Origin of the sequence: Bacillus sp. ES1-5, from assembly GCF_022487605.1 — a bacterium.
GTDB classification, from domain to species: domain Bacteria; phylum Bacillota; class Bacilli; order Bacillales; family Bacillaceae_G; genus Bacillus_A; species Bacillus_A wiedmannii.
Genome location: NZ_JAKVPU010000003.1, coordinates 426671 through 442163, shown reverse-complemented (window position 1 = coordinate 442163; position 15493 = coordinate 426671). Strand labels below are relative to the sequence as shown.

21 protein-coding genes and 1 riboswitch are annotated in these 15493 nt (G+C 34.3%); of the genes, 7 read left to right on the top strand and 14 right to left on the bottom strand.

Translation table 11 applies throughout. The annotated features are described in order from the left end of the window. Positions 1–10: 10 nt before the first annotated feature. Positions 11–469, bottom strand: a complete 459-nt coding sequence (locus MKO96_RS14540; protein WP_240587865.1) for a VOC family protein — start codon at positions 467–469, stop codon at positions 11–13. 330 nt (positions 470–799) lie between these two features. On the opposite strand from MKO96_RS14540, the gene MKO96_RS14535 reads away from it, so the two are divergent. Continuing rightward, positions 800–1207 carry a DUF4279 domain-containing protein gene (locus MKO96_RS14535; protein ID WP_000323211.1) on the top strand — a complete coding sequence of 136 codons (408 nt, stop codon included), beginning with the start codon at positions 800–802 and terminating at the stop codon, positions 1205–1207. A gap of 104 nt (positions 1208–1311) precedes the next feature. On the opposite strand, the gene MKO96_RS14530 is transcribed toward MKO96_RS14535, so the two are convergent. From MKO96_RS14530 to phaZ, 4 genes are all read right to left on the bottom strand, one after another. After that, complete coding sequence (locus MKO96_RS14530) at positions 1312–1512, bottom strand: NETI motif-containing protein (protein ID WP_000166302.1); 201 nt, start codon at positions 1510–1512, stop codon at positions 1312–1314. Beyond that, complete coding sequence (locus tag MKO96_RS14525) at positions 1496–2692, bottom strand: MFS transporter (protein ID WP_000062792.1); 1197 nt, start codon at positions 2690–2692, stop codon at positions 1496–1498. Before MKO96_RS14525 ends, MKO96_RS14530 begins: the two co-directional genes overlap by 17 nt. A gap of 112 nt (positions 2693–2804) precedes the next feature. Continuing rightward, positions 2805–3032 (bottom strand): hypothetical protein, encoded by a 228-nt coding sequence (locus tag MKO96_RS14520; RefSeq protein ID WP_016091774.1) that lies wholly within the window; start codon positions 3030–3032, stop codon positions 2805–2807. A gap of 67 nt (positions 3033–3099) precedes the next feature. Next, positions 3100–4011, bottom strand: a complete 912-nt coding sequence (gene phaZ / locus MKO96_RS14515) for an intracellular short-chain-length polyhydroxyalkanoate depolymerase (protein WP_240587864.1) — start codon at positions 4009–4011, stop codon at positions 3100–3102. A gap of 174 nt (positions 4012–4185) precedes the next feature. On the opposite strand from phaZ, the gene MKO96_RS14510 reads away from it, so the two are divergent. From MKO96_RS14510 to MKO96_RS14500, 3 genes are all read left to right on the top strand, one after another. Continuing rightward, on the top strand, positions 4186–4602 hold the full coding sequence (locus MKO96_RS14510; protein WP_064475837.1) for a MarR family winged helix-turn-helix transcriptional regulator: 417 nt from the start codon (positions 4186–4188) through the stop codon (positions 4600–4602). Positions 4603–4617: 15 nt separating this feature from the next. Beyond that, the gene (locus MKO96_RS14505; protein WP_240587863.1) at positions 4618–5817 is read left to right on the top strand and encodes an MFS transporter; all 1200 of its coding nucleotides are present in this window, start codon (positions 4618–4620) and stop codon (positions 5815–5817) included. Positions 5818–5917: 100 nt separating this feature from the next. After that, positions 5918–7177: a serine hydrolase domain-containing protein gene (locus MKO96_RS14500; RefSeq protein ID WP_240587862.1), complete on the top strand. Its 1260-nt coding sequence runs from the start codon at positions 5918–5920 to the stop codon at positions 7175–7177. Between the two features lie 54 nt (positions 7178–7231). On the opposite strand, the gene MKO96_RS14495 is transcribed toward MKO96_RS14500, so the two are convergent. Genes MKO96_RS14495 through MKO96_RS14485 form a run of 3 tightly spaced genes read right to left on the bottom strand, consistent with a single transcriptional unit; the run spans position 7232 to position 9158 of the window. Beyond that, positions 7232–8020 carry an ABC transporter permease subunit gene (locus MKO96_RS14495; RefSeq protein ID WP_240587861.1) on the bottom strand — a complete coding sequence of 263 codons (789 nt, stop codon included), beginning with the start codon at positions 8018–8020 and terminating at the stop codon, positions 7232–7234. After that, positions 8017–8922 (bottom strand): ABC transporter ATP-binding protein, encoded by a 906-nt coding sequence (locus tag MKO96_RS14490; protein WP_240587860.1) that lies wholly within the window; start codon positions 8920–8922, stop codon positions 8017–8019. Before MKO96_RS14490 ends, MKO96_RS14495 begins: the two co-directional genes overlap by 4 nt. Then, positions 8919–9158: a PLD nuclease N-terminal domain-containing protein gene (locus tag MKO96_RS14485; RefSeq protein ID WP_240587859.1), complete on the bottom strand. Its 240-nt coding sequence runs from the start codon at positions 9156–9158 to the stop codon at positions 8919–8921. Before MKO96_RS14485 ends, MKO96_RS14490 begins: the two co-directional genes overlap by 4 nt. 121 nt (positions 9159–9279) lie before the next feature. Here MKO96_RS14485 and MKO96_RS14480 point away from each other — a divergent pair, with 121 nt between their 5' ends. Further along, positions 9280–9825, top strand: a complete 546-nt coding sequence (locus MKO96_RS14480; RefSeq protein ID WP_240587858.1) for a transcriptional regulator — start codon at positions 9280–9282, stop codon at positions 9823–9825. Positions 9826–9917: 92 nt separating this feature from the next. On the opposite strand, the gene MKO96_RS14475 is transcribed toward MKO96_RS14480, so the two are convergent. Then, positions 9918–10355, bottom strand: coding sequence for a hypothetical protein (locus MKO96_RS14475; protein WP_483298324.1), 438 nt, complete (start codon positions 10353–10355; stop codon positions 9918–9920). Positions 10356–10838: 483 nt separating this feature from the next. Between MKO96_RS14475 and MKO96_RS14470 the strand changes: the two genes are divergently transcribed. After that, positions 10839–12185 carry a short-chain fatty acid transporter gene (locus MKO96_RS14470; RefSeq protein WP_240587856.1) on the top strand — a complete coding sequence of 449 codons (1347 nt, stop codon included), beginning with the start codon at positions 10839–10841 and terminating at the stop codon, positions 12183–12185. Between the two features lie 28 nt (positions 12186–12213). Here the strand turns inward: MKO96_RS14470 and MKO96_RS14465 are convergent, their stop codons facing one another. The 4 genes from MKO96_RS14465 to MKO96_RS14450 form a co-directional block, all read right to left on the bottom strand. Then, the gene (locus MKO96_RS14465) at positions 12214–12579 is read right to left on the bottom strand and encodes a group-specific protein (protein WP_240587855.1); all 366 of its coding nucleotides are present in this window, start codon (positions 12577–12579) and stop codon (positions 12214–12216) included. Then, complete coding sequence (locus tag MKO96_RS14460; protein WP_240587854.1) at positions 12576–13151, bottom strand: NAD(P)H-dependent oxidoreductase; 576 nt, start codon at positions 13149–13151, stop codon at positions 12576–12578. Before MKO96_RS14460 ends, MKO96_RS14465 begins: the two co-directional genes overlap by 4 nt. A 23-nt stretch (positions 13152–13174) precedes the next feature. After that, complete coding sequence (locus MKO96_RS14455) at positions 13175–13564, bottom strand: SWIM zinc finger family protein (RefSeq protein ID WP_240587853.1); 390 nt, start codon at positions 13562–13564, stop codon at positions 13175–13177. 252 nt (positions 13565–13816) lie between these two features. Next, the gene (locus MKO96_RS14450) at positions 13817–14134 is read right to left on the bottom strand and encodes a hypothetical protein (RefSeq protein WP_002096439.1); all 318 of its coding nucleotides are present in this window, start codon (positions 14132–14134) and stop codon (positions 13817–13819) included. A 40-nt stretch (positions 14135–14174) separates the two neighbouring features. After that, a riboswitch (SAM riboswitch) is annotated at positions 14175–14273 on the bottom strand. A gap of 122 nt (positions 14274–14395) precedes the next feature. Between MKO96_RS14450 and MKO96_RS14445 the strand changes: the two genes are divergently transcribed. Further along, a complete protein-coding gene (locus MKO96_RS14445; RefSeq protein ID WP_000545003.1) occupies positions 14396–14587 on the top strand; it encodes a hypothetical protein in 192 nt (63 codons plus the stop codon). Positions 14588–14619: 32 nt separating this feature from the next. On the opposite strand, the gene MKO96_RS14440 is transcribed toward MKO96_RS14445, so the two are convergent. Then, a complete protein-coding gene (locus MKO96_RS14440; RefSeq protein ID WP_240587852.1) occupies positions 14620–15342 on the bottom strand; it encodes a YwiC-like family protein in 723 nt (240 codons plus the stop codon). Between the last annotated feature and the right edge of the window lie 151 nt (positions 15343–15493).

The window sequence follows — 15493 nt, the reverse complement described above, 5'->3', positions numbered from 1 at the left end:
TGATTAAACTTTATTTCTCTTGGTGTTCTGCATCCCATTCACTTAAATACGTTGCATATTCTAATTCATCTGGGTCATCATATAACATAGAAATAAACTCTAATTTATTCCCATCACAATCTAGAAAGTATATGCTTGCAGCTGGCATCCACCTTTGGACAATTGGTTCTCGATTTCCTTTCCCCTGACTCCCTACTACCTCTATTCCTCGCTCCTCTAACCACAATTTAGAAGTCTTCAAAAACTCTACATCTACACGAAAAGCGAAGTGTTTCGTCTCAAAATTTTCATTACTATGTACTTCCCATAACCCGAGCATTTGCTCTTTACTTTCTCCTACCCAAAAGAATGCAACTCGTCTTTTCGATAATTTTTTTGCTACTGTTAAGCCTAACTTATTTTGATAGAAATCTATTGCCTTTTCTAAATTTCTTACATGTAAATGAGTTTCATATATGCTTTGTATCATTATGTATTCCTCCCTCCCGTACATTACGATTTTTTCAAATATATTTTGTTTTTATCATACAAATAAATACATTTGAAATCATCCTACTTTTGTATCATTGTTCTTTCCTACAAAGGTATACATAGTCCAGCTTTCTCATTCATGTCCCGGCGCCGAAATTCAATAAAGTAAAACTTCATTGTTAGCTCTCACCTACTTTCCTCCCATTAGAAGTTTTACTGCCCACAAATAGCAGGATAAAAACGCTATTTACATTTACAAATTTTTATAATGTAATAAGATTAATATCTTAATAATAGAGGAGGAACCATTCTGGATAAAACCAAAGTTATGGCTTATTTTAGTGTAACGGGTGATACATTCCCTGTTGAAGCAATTACCGACACCCTAAGTATCGAGCCTACAAGAACTTATAAAAAAGGGGATGTTGTTGCAAGACGTGATAATCCGAATCTTGTATCCACCAAAACCATATATAGAAAAGAGACGGATTGGACTTTCAGCACTGGATACCAAGAATCCTACGATATAAATAATCAGTTGCATATTATTCTAAAATCCCTTGAAGGAAAAACAGAACAATTAAAACATCTCAAGAAAAAATATAGTTTAGAGTTTCTTTTTATGATAGTGATTCAAGTGGAGAATAACGAATCACCCGCGATGTATTTACAAAAAAACATTATTGATTTTGCTAGTTCCATTCAAGCAGAAATTCATTTTGATCTATATATTTAATATAAATAAAAACGCTATTGATATTGAAATCAACAGCGTTTTTTTATGTGACTCTATGTTTTATCTTGCTTGTACCCAAAAGCAAATTCTTTTTATATAACTTCTTACTTCAATTTTCCCTCAAAAACAATTTTCCTACCGCACGGTTCCACTTCTGTTTTGCCGTCTTTCTTCACTTCATGAAAGATTGGTTCTTCCATGCGACGAGATGGTGCATAGCCTTCTTGTTCCATACGTGCTAAGCAGTCTGTAATTGTTTCGTTTTCGAGTACTTCAAATTTTTTCTTATTAGGTTGTTTTGTCATGCCCTAACCTACTTTCTATTTTTCTTGATGCGAATTGATTCTTCATGTAGATCATATATACCATTGCGAGAATTCCTATTATAATCATAACCGCAATAAAAAAGCTTGTATACTGTATTTTTTCTATAAATACGCCTCCTAATACAGGTCCCAGTATACTTCCTAAACTAAAGGCGATTCCAGATAATATATTACCTGCTGGCAATAAATGTCTCGGTAATAAATCTGTCATAAATCCAAGACCTAATGAGAAGCACGATCCAATGACCATACCCGCTAACAACATACAGGCAAAGACGATCCAGTAATATTGATCAAATACGGCTGCCAGCAAGAAAATGCCCGTACTTATGCTGAACGTCCACGTTAAAATACGGTCCCTTCCGTATTTATCACTCAATATCCCGAGCGGAATTTGTGTAATAATGCCCCCAACTGCAAATGCTGGTAATAAGAAGGATACTTCTGAAACAGACCATCCTTTACGAAGCGCGTATACTGGTAAGTTACTGTTTAACATTGCTTCCAGTACGCCATATGCAAGTGGTCCCAGTAGCGCAATCCATCCTAATCCAACAACTTGTTTATAACGAGAAAATGATGATTCGCTCTTCACTTCTCTTTCATCTTGCGCTGGGAATGCATTTTTCGTTGGAAGTAATAGGAGCCAACCTATTAAACAAAGTATAGTAGATATAATAAACGGCGTTGCAAGACCATACTGCACAGTGCTTGCTAAATACGGACCAACAGCAAAACCAATTCCGAAGAATACACCGTATATCGATACTTGTCTACCTATTTTACTTGGGTCTGATGTTGTCGTAATCCATGTTTGTGTTCCGACATGAAGCATATGATCTCCGACTCCAACTAGAAATCTAAGTACGAACCATACCCAAAATGAAAAGGTTTGTGTAAAAAAGAATAATGAAATAATAACGAGAAACCCACCAATAACGATAATTGGCTTCATTCCAAACTTTTGCATCGGTTTTTCAAGAAACGGTGAAATAACTAATATCCCAATGTATAATGCCGTTGCATGAATACCGTTAATACTTGAACTAACCCCTTCTTGTTCAAAAATCATTGCAATGGCCGGTAAGAGCATCCCTTGTGACAAACCCGAGATTGCTACAATCCCAACCATAATCCAAAAAGTAAAACGCATTGACATCCCTTTCCCTCTCCTTCTCACGCTGTCCACCTTTCATTATAAACTGTTTCTTCAAATGCGTGTACGAATATTCGCAATAAGAAGAAGCTAAAAGAATAAATCTTTTAGCTTCTTATCCTTCCCAAACTTGTGCTTTCACATTGTAATGAAAGTGCTTGAAATATGGATTTTCATAAAATGATGGTCCATATAAGTAGTGGTGTGCATGAGCTATTGGTGGCTGCTGTAGTTGTAATGGAACTATAGCTGGTGAAACTTGCATATACATCGGATCTATCATTATTTTTGTATATATATGATGATCATATGGTGAATAAGCGATTAAGGATGGTTTATGCATTGACTCTCTCCCCTTATACATACAAATGTTATAGTATATGCAACACTTCTCATTTCGGGGATTCTTTTTATTCTAACCAATCTTCTACATGTTTTATAAATACATCTAAACAATCAATAAACGGCGAATGACCGCAATCCTCTAACACTTTTAACTCTGCATTCGGCAAATGTTTTGCTAATTCCTCACCGACTACTTGCGGTACGACGTAATCTCTGTCACCTTGTATGACAAGTGTTGGAGCTTTAATATGATGAATTTGCTTATTTCCCTCTACAACTCCGTTATGTTCATCCGAAATATTAAATGTAATGAGCGCATAATTCACATCTACGAAATTACGCTGCGTCAACATATCGTCTAAATACTTTTCATAACGATCCGGTTCCGGTTGATTATGTGTATATATTAATAGATTCCATACTGTACGGTAATATAATTTATTCATATTTTTTATCGCATCTAGCACTGGAGCAATTTGTACGGGATCTTGCGCGATTTCTTCTTTCGTCTTTACTAAATTTGATACGATTGGTTGCCCGTTAATATCTTTTTTAAAAATTGGATATCCCTTCATGCCTACTGATTCTACTAAAATCAACTTTTCGACTAACGTTGGATGATTCGCTGTAAATTGCATCGCAACACCACCGCCCATTGACCAACCCATTAATGAAAATTTCTCTAGTTTTAATTGATTGATAAATAGTTTTACATCTCCTGCAAAGTCTTGTAATGAATCTATCGATTTATTATATGTTGATTGTCCAAATCCTCTTAAATCAAGAGCGTAAATATGGTATTGATCTTGCAACTTTTCAATAACTAAATCCCAGTGTTGTGACGATGTCATGTTCCCGTGAATGAGTACAAGAATTTCTGTATTTTGCCTTCCAACTTCCTGATACGCAATCGTTTCTCCGTTTGATAGTGAAACAAACTCCATTGTTGCAGGCTTAATCATCACAAGTTCCCCCATTCAATTTAATAGAAAGAAAATTCTTTACTTACTTAAAGAATAACATACAGAATATACGTTCTCAACATAAAGCCTATCCAAAATTATTACATAAATCAACATGTCTATTACTAGACAATTATAATAAAAAAGTATATAGTTAGCTAGGTAACTAATTTGAAAGGATCTAACTATATGGACGAAAAACAACATTTTTTTCACATTGTCAGCCAGACTTCTCGAAAATTCACAAAGAAATTTAATGAACGCGTATCTCCAACTGGGTTATTTAGTGCGCAATGGGCTGTTATTTTCCGCATTAATCAAACCGGTTCTTGTACGCAAACAGAATTGTGCCAGTACTTAAATGTTGAATCACCAACGATGACTCGTACGTTAACACGTATGGAAACGATGGGCTGGATTATTCGTACAGAAGGAAAAGATCGTCGTGAGAAGCTCATTTCTTTATCAGAAACAGCGATAAAAATGATTCCGGTATGGCAAGAAGAAGTTGATACTTTCGAAGAAAAAACACTAGAAGATATTAACGAAGATGATTTACATCAAGCATTTGAAGTGTTACAAAAAATCATTAAAAATTTAGATTAAATTGGAGGGATGACGATGCAAAGTGAGAAACTTTGGACGAAGGATTTCCTCGGAACTTGTTTTAGTAGTCTATTTCTCTTCTTAACATTCTATATGCTTATGACTACTCTACCTGTCTATGTAATAGACGGCCTAAAAGGGAAACCTGAGGAAATTGGTTTAGTTGCAACTGTTTTTCTTATTTCATCTGTTTTATGTAGACCATTTACAGGAAAATGGCTCGATGAATTAGGAAGAAAGAAAATTTTATTTATTTCACTTTCATTATTTTTAGCTGCTACTGTTATGTATTTCGGTGCGCAAAGTTTATTTTTATTACTTGCCCTTCGCTTCTTACATGGTATTGGATTCGGAATGGCAACAACAGCAACTGGTACGATTGTAACCGATGTTGCGCCAGCTCATAGACGAGGCGAAGCACTTGCATATTTCGGCGTATTCATGAGTTTGCCGATGGTAATTGGTCCTTTTTTAGGTTTAACAATTATTTCTCATTTTTCATTTACTGTACTATTTATCGTTTGTTCCGTATTTTCATTGCTTGCATTTTTATTAGGATTACTTGTAAATATTCCACATGAAGTACCAGTGAGCAAACAAAAACGAGAAAAAATGAAGTGGAAGGACTTACTTGAACCGTCCTCTATTCCGATTGCTCTGACAGGATTTGTTTTAGCCTTTTCTTATAGTGGCATTTTATCCTTTATTCCTATTTATGCAAAAGAGCTCGGCTTAGGAGAAGTTGCTAGTTACTTCTTTGTTTTATACGCACTTGTCGTTGTAATTTCTCGTCCATTTACAGGAAAGATTTTTGATCGCTTCGGTGAAAATGTACTTGTTTACCCAGCTATCATTATTTTCACAATTGGTATGTTCATTTTAAGCCAAGCGCAAACTCCATTTTGGTTCCTTGGCGCAGGTATGTTAATCGGTTTAGGTTACGGAACATTAATTCCAAGCTTTCAAACGATTGCGATCTCTGCCGCTGCAAACCATCGACGTGGTTCTGCGACAGCTACGTACTTCTCATTCTTTGATAGTGGTCTCGGTTTTGGTTCTTTCATTTTAGGTATCATCGCAGCGAAATCGAGTTACCATAATATGTATTTTATCGCAGCTATTATCGTTGCTTTCACTTTACTACTCTATTATGGATTACACGGACGAAAACAAAAATTCAAGAAACAACATACAGACGGAAAAGTTTCCGCTTAACATGAATAAGGAAAGTAAACTTCCCCGTTTACTTTCCTTATTTTGTATTTCTTTCAATAGACGCGTATACTAATAGTAGAAATAAAAAGGAGGGACCGATATGAAACTTAAAAAATCTCCCCTACTCTTACTCATAATCACATTTATATTTGTAATTACAGGGCTCGGTTTTACATACTTCAAACATAATAAAACAATCCCATCAAAAAATAACGTGACGAAGAAAAATTGGTTAGATGATCCTTACTTACGTTGGTCGTATACACATATGAAAGAATTCACTTTAATTAACGAGGTGAAAAATAACCCGGATCAAGTATCCCACTTCTCTACCGCATTGCAAAACTTAGACGATTTTGCTGTGGAGCGTAGATTTGGAAATACAACTCCTCTAAAAAAACTTTTAGACGATAACAAAACGGATGCTTTTGTCGTGGTACACAATGGACAACTTGTATATGAACGATATTTCAATGAATATAACGAGAGTGAACCTCATGGCATGGCGTCATTAGCAAAGGTCTTTACCGGGGCAATTATACAATCTCTCGCTGAAGAAAATCGTATTGACTTAGAAAAAACAGCTGACGCATATATAAAAGAATTAAAAAATACACCGTTCGGTAATGCCACACTTCAACAATTATTGGACATGCAAGTTTCTGTAGAATATCCTACTCACGGATATGAACATCCAGCGTTAGAAAATCAAGATGCACAACTATATTTAGCTAGCAATATTTTACCACGCGGTAAAAACTACGACGGCCCGATGAAAATTTATGATATGTTACGAGAAGCAGAAGAAACTGTACCGCCTGGTTCCGATTTTTCTTACGATAACGGATCAGCCGAAACACTCGCTTGGGTTATTCGAACGATCACTGGTAAATCATTAGCTGAAAATGTTAGCGAAAGAATTTGGTCTCAAATTGGTATGGAAGAAAATGCTTATTACGTCACCGATGAAACAAAAGTTGAACAAGCAAGCGCTGGGTTAAATGCAACTGCTAGAGATATGGCTAGATTTGGGCAATTACTATTAAACAACGGGGAATATAACGGAAAACAAATTCTCCCTTCTTCTATTACTGAAGATATAAAAAATGTCCAAGAAGGTGAACTTGCAGTTGGCCCTGGAGCTTCCATTTCTTATCATAATCAATGGTGGATTCCGCACAATGAACAAGATGCTTTTGAAGTGTTAGGTAGTTACGGACAAACACTTTACATCGACCCGAAAGCAAATATGGTCATTGTCCACTTCTCTTCTAACGCTACACCAAGTAATGAAATACATTCAGTTTACTCCAATATGTATATTGATATTGCACATCATTTAGAGAAGCTTCCACAGTAGTGGAAGCTTCTTCTTATTGCGGTGTTTTATTTGAAACCATTACCCTCATCAAGATTATTCATAATGCAACTTTTTATTAGCAATCCAATAATACGTTACGAAAAGTATTAATAAAATCCAAACTATAGTTAGTAATCCATTGATTATTGCGTTTAAATTTACTACCCCTGTGACTAACGTTTCCATCGCATACTTACTCATACTGGCTGGATTAAGCTGATCCATTATTGGATTCAAACCGACGATTACTCTACAGGCTAAAAGGAAAACAATTGAAATTAATGCAATCATACCTTGACTGTGAAAAATAGCACTTATCATTGTTGTGAAAGATACGATAAAAAGAACCCAAATTAGATAAAATAGTAATCCAGTAATTAGGTGTGCAAATGGAACGGCAGTAAAAAGAAAATTTACATATAGATAAGAAGTAACATATCCAATTGTTACACTACACGCTACCATTAAATAGTTTGACACTATTTTCCCACCTACATATGAAGTAACAGTAACCGGCCTTGTCAAAATAAAAGCCAACATACCATTGGCTTTATCTGTTTGAATTGCACCCATCATAGAAATCACTAGAATCATAAGTCCAAGCTGATCAAACTGAGATCCTAAAGTACTCGCTAATACTTCGCCTCCTTTTTGTGCTGTCATACTTGGATCAATGGTAATTCCCTGTCCTCCACCTAACGCTTCTATAATTGATGGTAAATAATGAGTTACTATCGGCTGTGTTGCGCCTAAAAATATAAAAACAATTGGTAGCCAAATGATCTTAAAATCACGTAACATTTGAACACATTCTTTTTTTATCAATACCATTGAATTATTCATTTTTGCACCACCAATTTCAAGAAAATTTCTTCTAAAGTATCGTTGCTCATTTCAAATTTAACGATGTCCACTTTATGTTCGAGTGCATTTTGTAATAACATATTTTTATTTATTTCGATACTTTGAACCTTCACTTTGATTTTAAGCCCAACCACTTCTACGTCCTTCACATACGGTAATTTTTTTACAACTTCAATCCACTTTTGATCTTTAGTTGTGATTTCAATAATTAATTTATTTTCACTATTACGATGTAAAAGTTCCGTAATCGTTGTATCTTCTATTTTTGTTCCATCTTTTATAATGACAAATCGTTCACAGATTTCTTCTGCATCGCTTAATATGTGGGTTGATAATAAAATGGTCGTATCTTTTTTTATCTCTTCAATCAGATTCAATACTTCTCGCCGGCCGATCGGATCTAATGCGGATACCGGTTCATCCATGACAATAAGCGAAGGTTTATGCAATAATGCTTGTGCAATACCAAGTCTTTGTTTCATTCCCCCAGAAAAGGTACTAATCTTTTCATTTTCTTCGCCCCTTAGTCCAACTTTCTCCAACATTTTTGGAATCGACTTTGACAATTCTTCTTTTTTCAATCCCGAAAGTTGGCCCATAAACGTAAGCGTTTCTCTCGCTGTCATCCAATGAAAAAAATTAGGATATTGAGGTAGATAACCAATTTCTCTTTTCATTTTTGATATTTTTATCCCATTCAATAAAACTTCACCAGCAGTTGGATTAGTAATATCCGAAATTACTTTTATTAATGTGGATTTCCCTGCTCCGTTTGGTCCAATTAATCCGACGCATTCCCCCGCTTGCAGTTCCATCGAGAAATTATTGACAGCAATTTTTCCTTTAAATGATTTTGTTACATTTTTAATCTCTAATTTCATAATTTCTCACTGTCCTTTCTTCCTATAACAAAGTACAAAATAGGTCCCAATATATTAACGAAAAGAATAATTAACGTCCATACAAGTACATTTTTTCTTGTTTTTCTATTTCGATATAAATCAATGAATGCAATGAAAACTAAAAGTGCTCCCACTGCAATAACTGGCAATATAATGGGTAGAAAAGCCATAATATCAATGTCTTTAAGATCATTCCATCCATAATGTAGTTGCATTATTGTCATTCCTCCCTAATTTCATTCTCATTATTGATAATGATAAAACATAAGCGAATGAATTGCAATCCTTATTCTCATTATTTATAATGAAAATAAATAATGAATAAGGTGATATATAGTGAGTAATAAAGTTGAAATTTTAATGCATCCCGTAAGAATGAAAATTTGCCAAGTGTTAATGAGAAATAAGGAAGATGGGCTAACACCATTAGAAATGGTAAAAATCATTAAAAATGTACCACAAGCAACACTATATAGACAGCTACAAACTATGGTTGATTCTGGTATCGTCCATGTAATTAAAGAAAAAAAGGTAAAATCTGTTTCTGAAAAATATTACGCAATAAATGAAGAAGATGCAAAAATTGAAGGAAGTGAATGGAAAGGCTTATCTGATGATGAAAAGTTAAACTACATTTCCTATTACCAGTTATCACTTATGACACAATATCAAAGTTACCTTAAGAAATTAGAGGAACAAAACAGTCAAGAAGATAAGGCTACTTTTTCTGTAGTAGAATTAAAGCTAGATAAGGAACACTTTGGAAAGTTTCAAAATGAACTTAACGAATTAATGATTAAATACTACAATAGCCAAAGTAAAGAAGACGAAATAGAGGCTCCGGTTCGGACTGTCGCTATTACAATTATTCCAGAAACGTGAACTACATACCCCCATTTTGCCTGTCTAACTTAGTGCATTCTTCTAAATAAAAGTGAGCTATTTAACACTAACATGTTAAATAGCTCACTTTTTCAATCTAAATTAATACTTTTAATAAAATCAAAATGATTTTCATCAGCTAATTTATCGATATAACCCGTTATATACAAATTCGCTTTAGTCACTTCTGTATTCTTAAATTCAGAATAAAAATCAGGAGAAAATGATACTTCCAAAACAACACTATCCCCAGGTTTAATATTTAAAGTATTACCTTTAGCTAACACTTTAAATGGATTAGTTGTTTGACCAGATTTTGTTGGGGATTTAGGAAATGAAAACATAACATTATTTTGCGCAATAACATAATCGGTATTATTCGTCATTTTTATTTTATAAGATATTTCAGTGTTCGTATTTGTATTTTTAGAAAGTAATTCATACACTATTCCCTTTTCAATATCTGCTTGTTTAAAAGTATTATTATTTTTACTAGAACAAGCACTCAAAACAACTAACAAAACGAATATGAGGATTCCACACTTTTTTTTTCATTGATCTATTCCCCCCTTAGTACACACTAAATTCTCTTTATATTGTCTTGTGATTTGTAACTAAAGAATTCGGAAAAGATGAAATACTTAACATAGCAATCGTTAAAGAAGATCCAATAAACAATTTCGTTTTGTTCATTACAACACCCCTTTTATTTTTGCTAAAACTAAGAATGTTAACCATTATTTTACAAGGCGTATTATGTGAAGGCAATATTTATTTTGAATCTCCCTTTTATTTTTGGATGTAAAAGTTCGATGTTGACGTATCATAGTAGCATGCTCGCTTAATTTAACAGTAAAAGTTTACAGGCTCTTATTTTCTCTATCAAACTTATTATAATAGCCTATCTATAAATGAAAACCACCTTAAATATCTGAATTTTCTATATATTAAAGGATATTACTTAAACAACCTCGAATAATTGTAATAAATATGCATAAGGAGGTTGATCTATTTTGTTTCGTTCTTTTACAAATGGTTGCGTCGCCTTAGTGCAACGTTTCTTGCCAGAGCCATTTATTTTATCATGTTTATTAACTGTTTTTGTTATCTTCTTCGGCATGTTTGCAACGCACCAAACGCCTGTCCAAATGATCACTCATTGGGGTAATGGAATTTGGGGACTCCTCGCCTTTTCTATGCAAATGGCTCTTGTACTTGTGACAGGATCTGCTTTAGCAAACGCGCCTCTTATTAAAAAAGGATTAACGAAAGCTGCAAAACTACCGAAAACGAATGGACAAGGTATTATTGCTATTTCAATCGTAAGTTTACTAGGAGCATACATAAATTGGGGATTTGGTATTGTTGTATCTGTTTTATATGCAAAAGAAGTGGCAAGGCAGCTTGAAGGATTAGATTATAGACTAGCCATTGCTTCTTCTTACTCTGGATTTCTCATTTGGCATGCGGGGCTTTCTGCTTCTATTCCTCTTACGTTAGCAACTGGCGGTGAAACGTTAATTAAAACGACAGCTGGAAGTATTAAAGAAGCGATTCCAATAACAGAAACGCTATTCTCACCATACGCACTTGTACCAGTTATTATTTTTCTCGTTACGATGCCTCTCATTAATAAAGCGATGCATCCAGATGAAAAACATACGATAACGGTAGATCCTAGCGTATTTCATGAAGAAGCTGCCGCTCAAGAAGTAGGGAACAATACGTTCGCTGAAAAAATGGAAAATAGTATCATTATTACACTTTGCGTTGGATTGTTAGGTCTCATTTATATTTTCAATTACTTTTATACGAAAGGTTTTAACCTTACGCTAGACATCGTTATTTTTATGTTATTAATTGCTGGACTTATTTTTCACCGTACTCCGATTCAATATATTCGCGCTTTTTCGGACTCTACGAAAAGTGCTTCTGGTATTTTACTTCAATTTCCGTTTTACGCAGGAATTATGGGGATGATGATTGGAGCAAATAGTGAAGGTCTTTCACTTGGAGGAGCTATTTCGAATTTCTTTATTAGCATTTCAAACGAAACGACTTTCCCGCTCTTTACTTTTTTAAGTGCTGGCATCGTTAATATTTTCGTTCCATCTGGTGGCGGTCAATGGGCTGTGCAAGCACCCATTATGATTCCAGCTGGCGCTGAACTTGGTGTACCTGCCGCAAAAACAGCAATGGCAATTGCGTGGGGCGATGCTTGGACGAATTTGATTCAACCATTCTGGGCATTACCGGCATTAGCGATAGCTGGTTTAGGCGCCCGTGATATTATGGGATTTTGCGTTGTTAACTTATTATATGCAGGATTTATCATTAGTCTATGTTTCTTATTTATCTAAACGAAAAGCTAGTTTTATACTAGCTTTTTTACACAATAAATCTTTTATTTCCCACGCAATTTATAACCATTTCCCACTCTATCTCCGTAAGATGTAACGCCTCAAATGCAAAAAAATCTTCACATACTTTTTCAATTAAATGTGGATTTTTCTTAAGGAAATTCCACTGTAACGCTTTAGGAAGAAAATATGTTTCATATTCTTTACTTCCTCTTACTACCTCATCAACTTCTCTTTCACAAATCCCTCTTATTAAATAATCATTTCTTAATTGAATCGTCATTTGTTGAAACGTTTCACTGCATTTCTTCAATTGAACTAAGTGATTAATATATGTACGAAAAAGTTCGTTATCATACTGGCAACAATTTATAATACGTTCCATTTCATTCATAACGTACGAGCCTTTTCTTCTATTTGTAATAACCACTTTTCCCGCTTCTCTACTTTACTCGTTTTCACAGATTGAAAAACAGACCGTTTTATATCGCGAATGCCGCAAAAACGTAACACACCTCGCTTCATCATAATCCAATCTGCTGATCGATATAATAACGCGACGTACCATAATGGCGAGTCTAACGTATTAATTACCCATGCCTTCTTACCTTTCAATAAGCCTTTCGGCAAGGCTCCTTCATATTTATAAGCAAATCCAGCTACGAAAATGCGATCAATAAACCCTTTTAAAATAGCAGGCATCCCCCACCACCATATCGGATATATAAAGAGAAGCGTATCCGCTTCTTCCACTAACGTTCTGTACCGAGCTGTTTCTTCTTCATTTACTAAATCACGTCTTTTCTTCTCTTCATTAAATACAAGGACTGGATCAAATTGTTCCTTATATAAATCAAGTACCGTAACCGAATGATTAGTTTCTTGTAATCCTTTTTGCACATGCTTTAATATCGCTGCGTTAAAACTGGAAGGACTAGGATGAGCGTATACAATTAGTACATTCATTACAAAACAACTCCCTCTATAAGTTAAAGTTTCCCCTTCTTTAACATCTTCTCTACAATTTGCACGTTTTTCGAACTTTGCAATAAACGATTTAATACTGTAAGTAACTCTTCCTTTTCTAAATCTTTCAGTTTCTCTTTAACCGTACTTTCACCAGCACCTTGAATATCATAAACGACCGCCGCCATATGCTTGCAATAATTTTCATATGGACACTCGCAGCTACTTTCTGTAAAATTTTCAAGATCAATAACTACTTCATAGTTTCCTGCATTTCCAGTAACAAAAGCAAATATTTTCTTTTCTTGTATTTCAACATCTTCTACATGTCCTTCTTCATAATATTCATAACCTTTATCCATAATGTACTTAGGAATCCATTTCGTTATATCATTTAGTAAGTAAGCGTACATAACAACACCTCTTCCTTTAATTCCCTTTTGACTTCCAAAACCCTGCATGTTATTCTAATAACTGTCAAATAGCAAGTCTATATGACAAAACGACTGACACCTATTCGGCGGAGGTGTCTCTTTTCATTTGCAGCCGATATGAAGTGCCTCTTTCAGGCACATTCAATCTTTGACACTACACACTCAACACCATTCCCTTGTATCAGGCTGCTTAAGCAGTCTTTTACTCTACATACTTCAAAAAAAGAGAGCTTAGCTCCCTTTTCCCGCCTTATAAAATACCCCTTTTTCAGTATAGAGATATTCATCAGCTAATGTAATTTTCCCATCCAGTTTCAGTTCATCTAATAGTCTTGATAAATAAAATTGATGTAACATCTTTTTCGTGAATTTTCCTTCATGATGCGAAACGATATGTTCTTGAATATCTAACAATGATATTGGCTTATCTTGCTCTATCATATATTCATAAACTGTACTACGCAGTTTTACGTATTTTTCGAGTGTCACAGTACTTCGCAACCCCTTTCTTCTTAATATAAATTTTCGTAATCGGTTTTTTTGCAACAAAAAAACCTCTCCGATAAGAAGAAGTTACGTATATATCTTCGTCTTATCTCCCAGAACAAATATGTTCTGCTGGAATTAGCACCTGCATCGCGGTTGCTGGGTTTCATCGGGCCAGTCCCTCCACCTCTCTGGATAAGAAAATATTCACTTAAATCCTACTATACGTAATTTCGTTTTAATTGTCAAATAAATATAACAAATTATATTTTGTTCCTTACTGTTCATACTATACATATATGAATATGCAAGGAGGATTATGAAATGCACGAAAATGCTCGCGGATATGTCCAAAATTCTTTTCAATCATTACAAGAAGCAAAACATTGTTTAGAAGAAGCGCTACAGACTGTTGAAAAAGATTTTAATCGCGCTCGTATTGAACAATCACTTTATGCGATCGAACAAGCTATTCAACGCTGTGATTACACAGTTCATATTTTAGAACAAGATTGAAAAAGCTTCCCATCATAAGGTGGGAAGCTTTTTCAAATGGCATACTTCATAATTATTACCGTTATGATTAAAAAATATACAGAATTAGCAATTTCTAAAACCCCTACTTTTATAATAGAAATTTTTTTGCCATACAACATAATTGCTCGAATGACACTCGGTATAAAAATAAGAGAACACCACGGATTCATAGAAAATACAATGATTGTTAATAGGATATGATACCCCCATGATATAAGACGATACTTCGGGTTATTTTTCTCGCGAATCATCGTTTTTACATAAAATGTACTTCCTAAAAAATATAAAAATGAAATAAGCGCAATAAATAATGCTGTTTTATCTATAAGTTTCATTGAAAAATAATAACTAACTAAACCACCAATACAAAAAATAATAATCGCACTTATGTCATTTAGTAATGCTCTTTCATTTTTTTGACGAGCGTAATACATATTTACTATAAATAATGGAATTATTACTACTACGAATAAAAGAATGCGCCATTCATATAATAGAGAAATCATTCCAAATACGAACGCGATGATAAAATATACAATTGCTGCATGTAAAAACTCTTTTTTTCGTCTTTGCTTTATGTACGTAAGAAATGGATACGTAGCTAAATAGATAAAGAACCAAGCTAAAAACAATGGAATATGATAAATAGTAGGTTTCCCAAGTATGACACTTAATAGAAATGGTATAACGAGCATGGCCCATGCACCATGTTGCTTCGGAATAACTAACTTCATTAACTATACACCTCCCTTTTGAAAATAGTTCTCACCTACTATTATACAAATAATTTTATATAATAACGGATATATATTGAATCTATTTTTTGACAATAAAAAATGCTCCTTACAATATGTAAGAAGCATGAAAGAGGCAAACGAATATGTA

Bases quoted from the DNA above. Each gene is read 5' to 3' on its own strand.
- MKO96_RS14540 (WP_240587865.1), bottom strand. From the start codon at position 469: ATGATACAAAGCATATATGAAACTCATTTACATGTAAGAAATTTAGAA.
- MKO96_RS14535 (WP_000323211.1), top strand. From the start codon at position 800: ATGGCTTATTTTAGTGTAACGGGTGATACATTCCCTGTTGAAGCAATT.
- MKO96_RS14530 (WP_000166302.1), bottom strand. From the start codon at position 1,512: ATGACAAAACAACCTAATAAGAAAAAATTTGAAGTACTCGAAAACGAA.
- MKO96_RS14525 (WP_000062792.1), bottom strand. From the start codon at position 2,692: ATGTCAATGCGTTTTACTTTTTGGATTATGGTTGGGATTGTAGCAATC.
- MKO96_RS14520 (WP_016091774.1), bottom strand. From the start codon at position 3,032: ATGCATAAACCATCCTTAATCGCTTATTCACCATATGATCATCATATA.
- phaZ (WP_240587864.1), bottom strand. From the start codon at position 4,011: ATGGGGGAACTTGTGATGATTAAGCCTGCAACAATGGAGTTTGTTTCA.
- MKO96_RS14510 (WP_064475837.1), top strand. From the start codon at position 4,186: ATGGACGAAAAACAACATTTTTTTCACATTGTCAGCCAGACTTCTCGA.
- MKO96_RS14505 (WP_240587863.1), top strand. From the start codon at position 4,618: ATGCAAAGTGAGAAACTTTGGACGAAGGATTTCCTCGGAACTTGTTTT.
- MKO96_RS14500 (WP_240587862.1), top strand. From the start codon at position 5,918: ATGAAACTTAAAAAATCTCCCCTACTCTTACTCATAATCACATTTATA.
- MKO96_RS14495 (WP_240587861.1), bottom strand. From the start codon at position 8,020: ATGAATAATTCAATGGTATTGATAAAAAAAGAATGTGTTCAAATGTTA.
- MKO96_RS14490 (WP_240587860.1), bottom strand. From the start codon at position 8,922: ATGAAATTAGAGATTAAAAATGTAACAAAATCATTTAAAGGAAAAATT.
- MKO96_RS14485 (WP_240587859.1), bottom strand. From the start codon at position 9,158: ATGCAACTACATTATGGATGGAATGATCTTAAAGACATTGATATTATG.
- MKO96_RS14465 (WP_240587855.1), bottom strand. From the start codon at position 12,579: ATGAATGAAATGGAACGTATTATAAATTGTTGCCAGTATGATAACGAA.
- MKO96_RS14460 (WP_240587854.1), bottom strand. From the start codon at position 13,151: ATGAATGTACTAATTGTATACGCTCATCCTAGTCCTTCCAGTTTTAAC.
- MKO96_RS14455 (WP_240587853.1), bottom strand. From the start codon at position 13,564: ATGTACGCTTACTTACTAAATGATATAACGAAATGGATTCCTAAGTAC.
- MKO96_RS14445 (WP_000545003.1), top strand. From the start codon at position 14,396: ATGCACGAAAATGCTCGCGGATATGTCCAAAATTCTTTTCAATCATTA.
- MKO96_RS14440 (WP_240587852.1), bottom strand. From the start codon at position 15,342: ATGAAGTTAGTTATTCCGAAGCAACATGGTGCATGGGCCATGCTCGTT.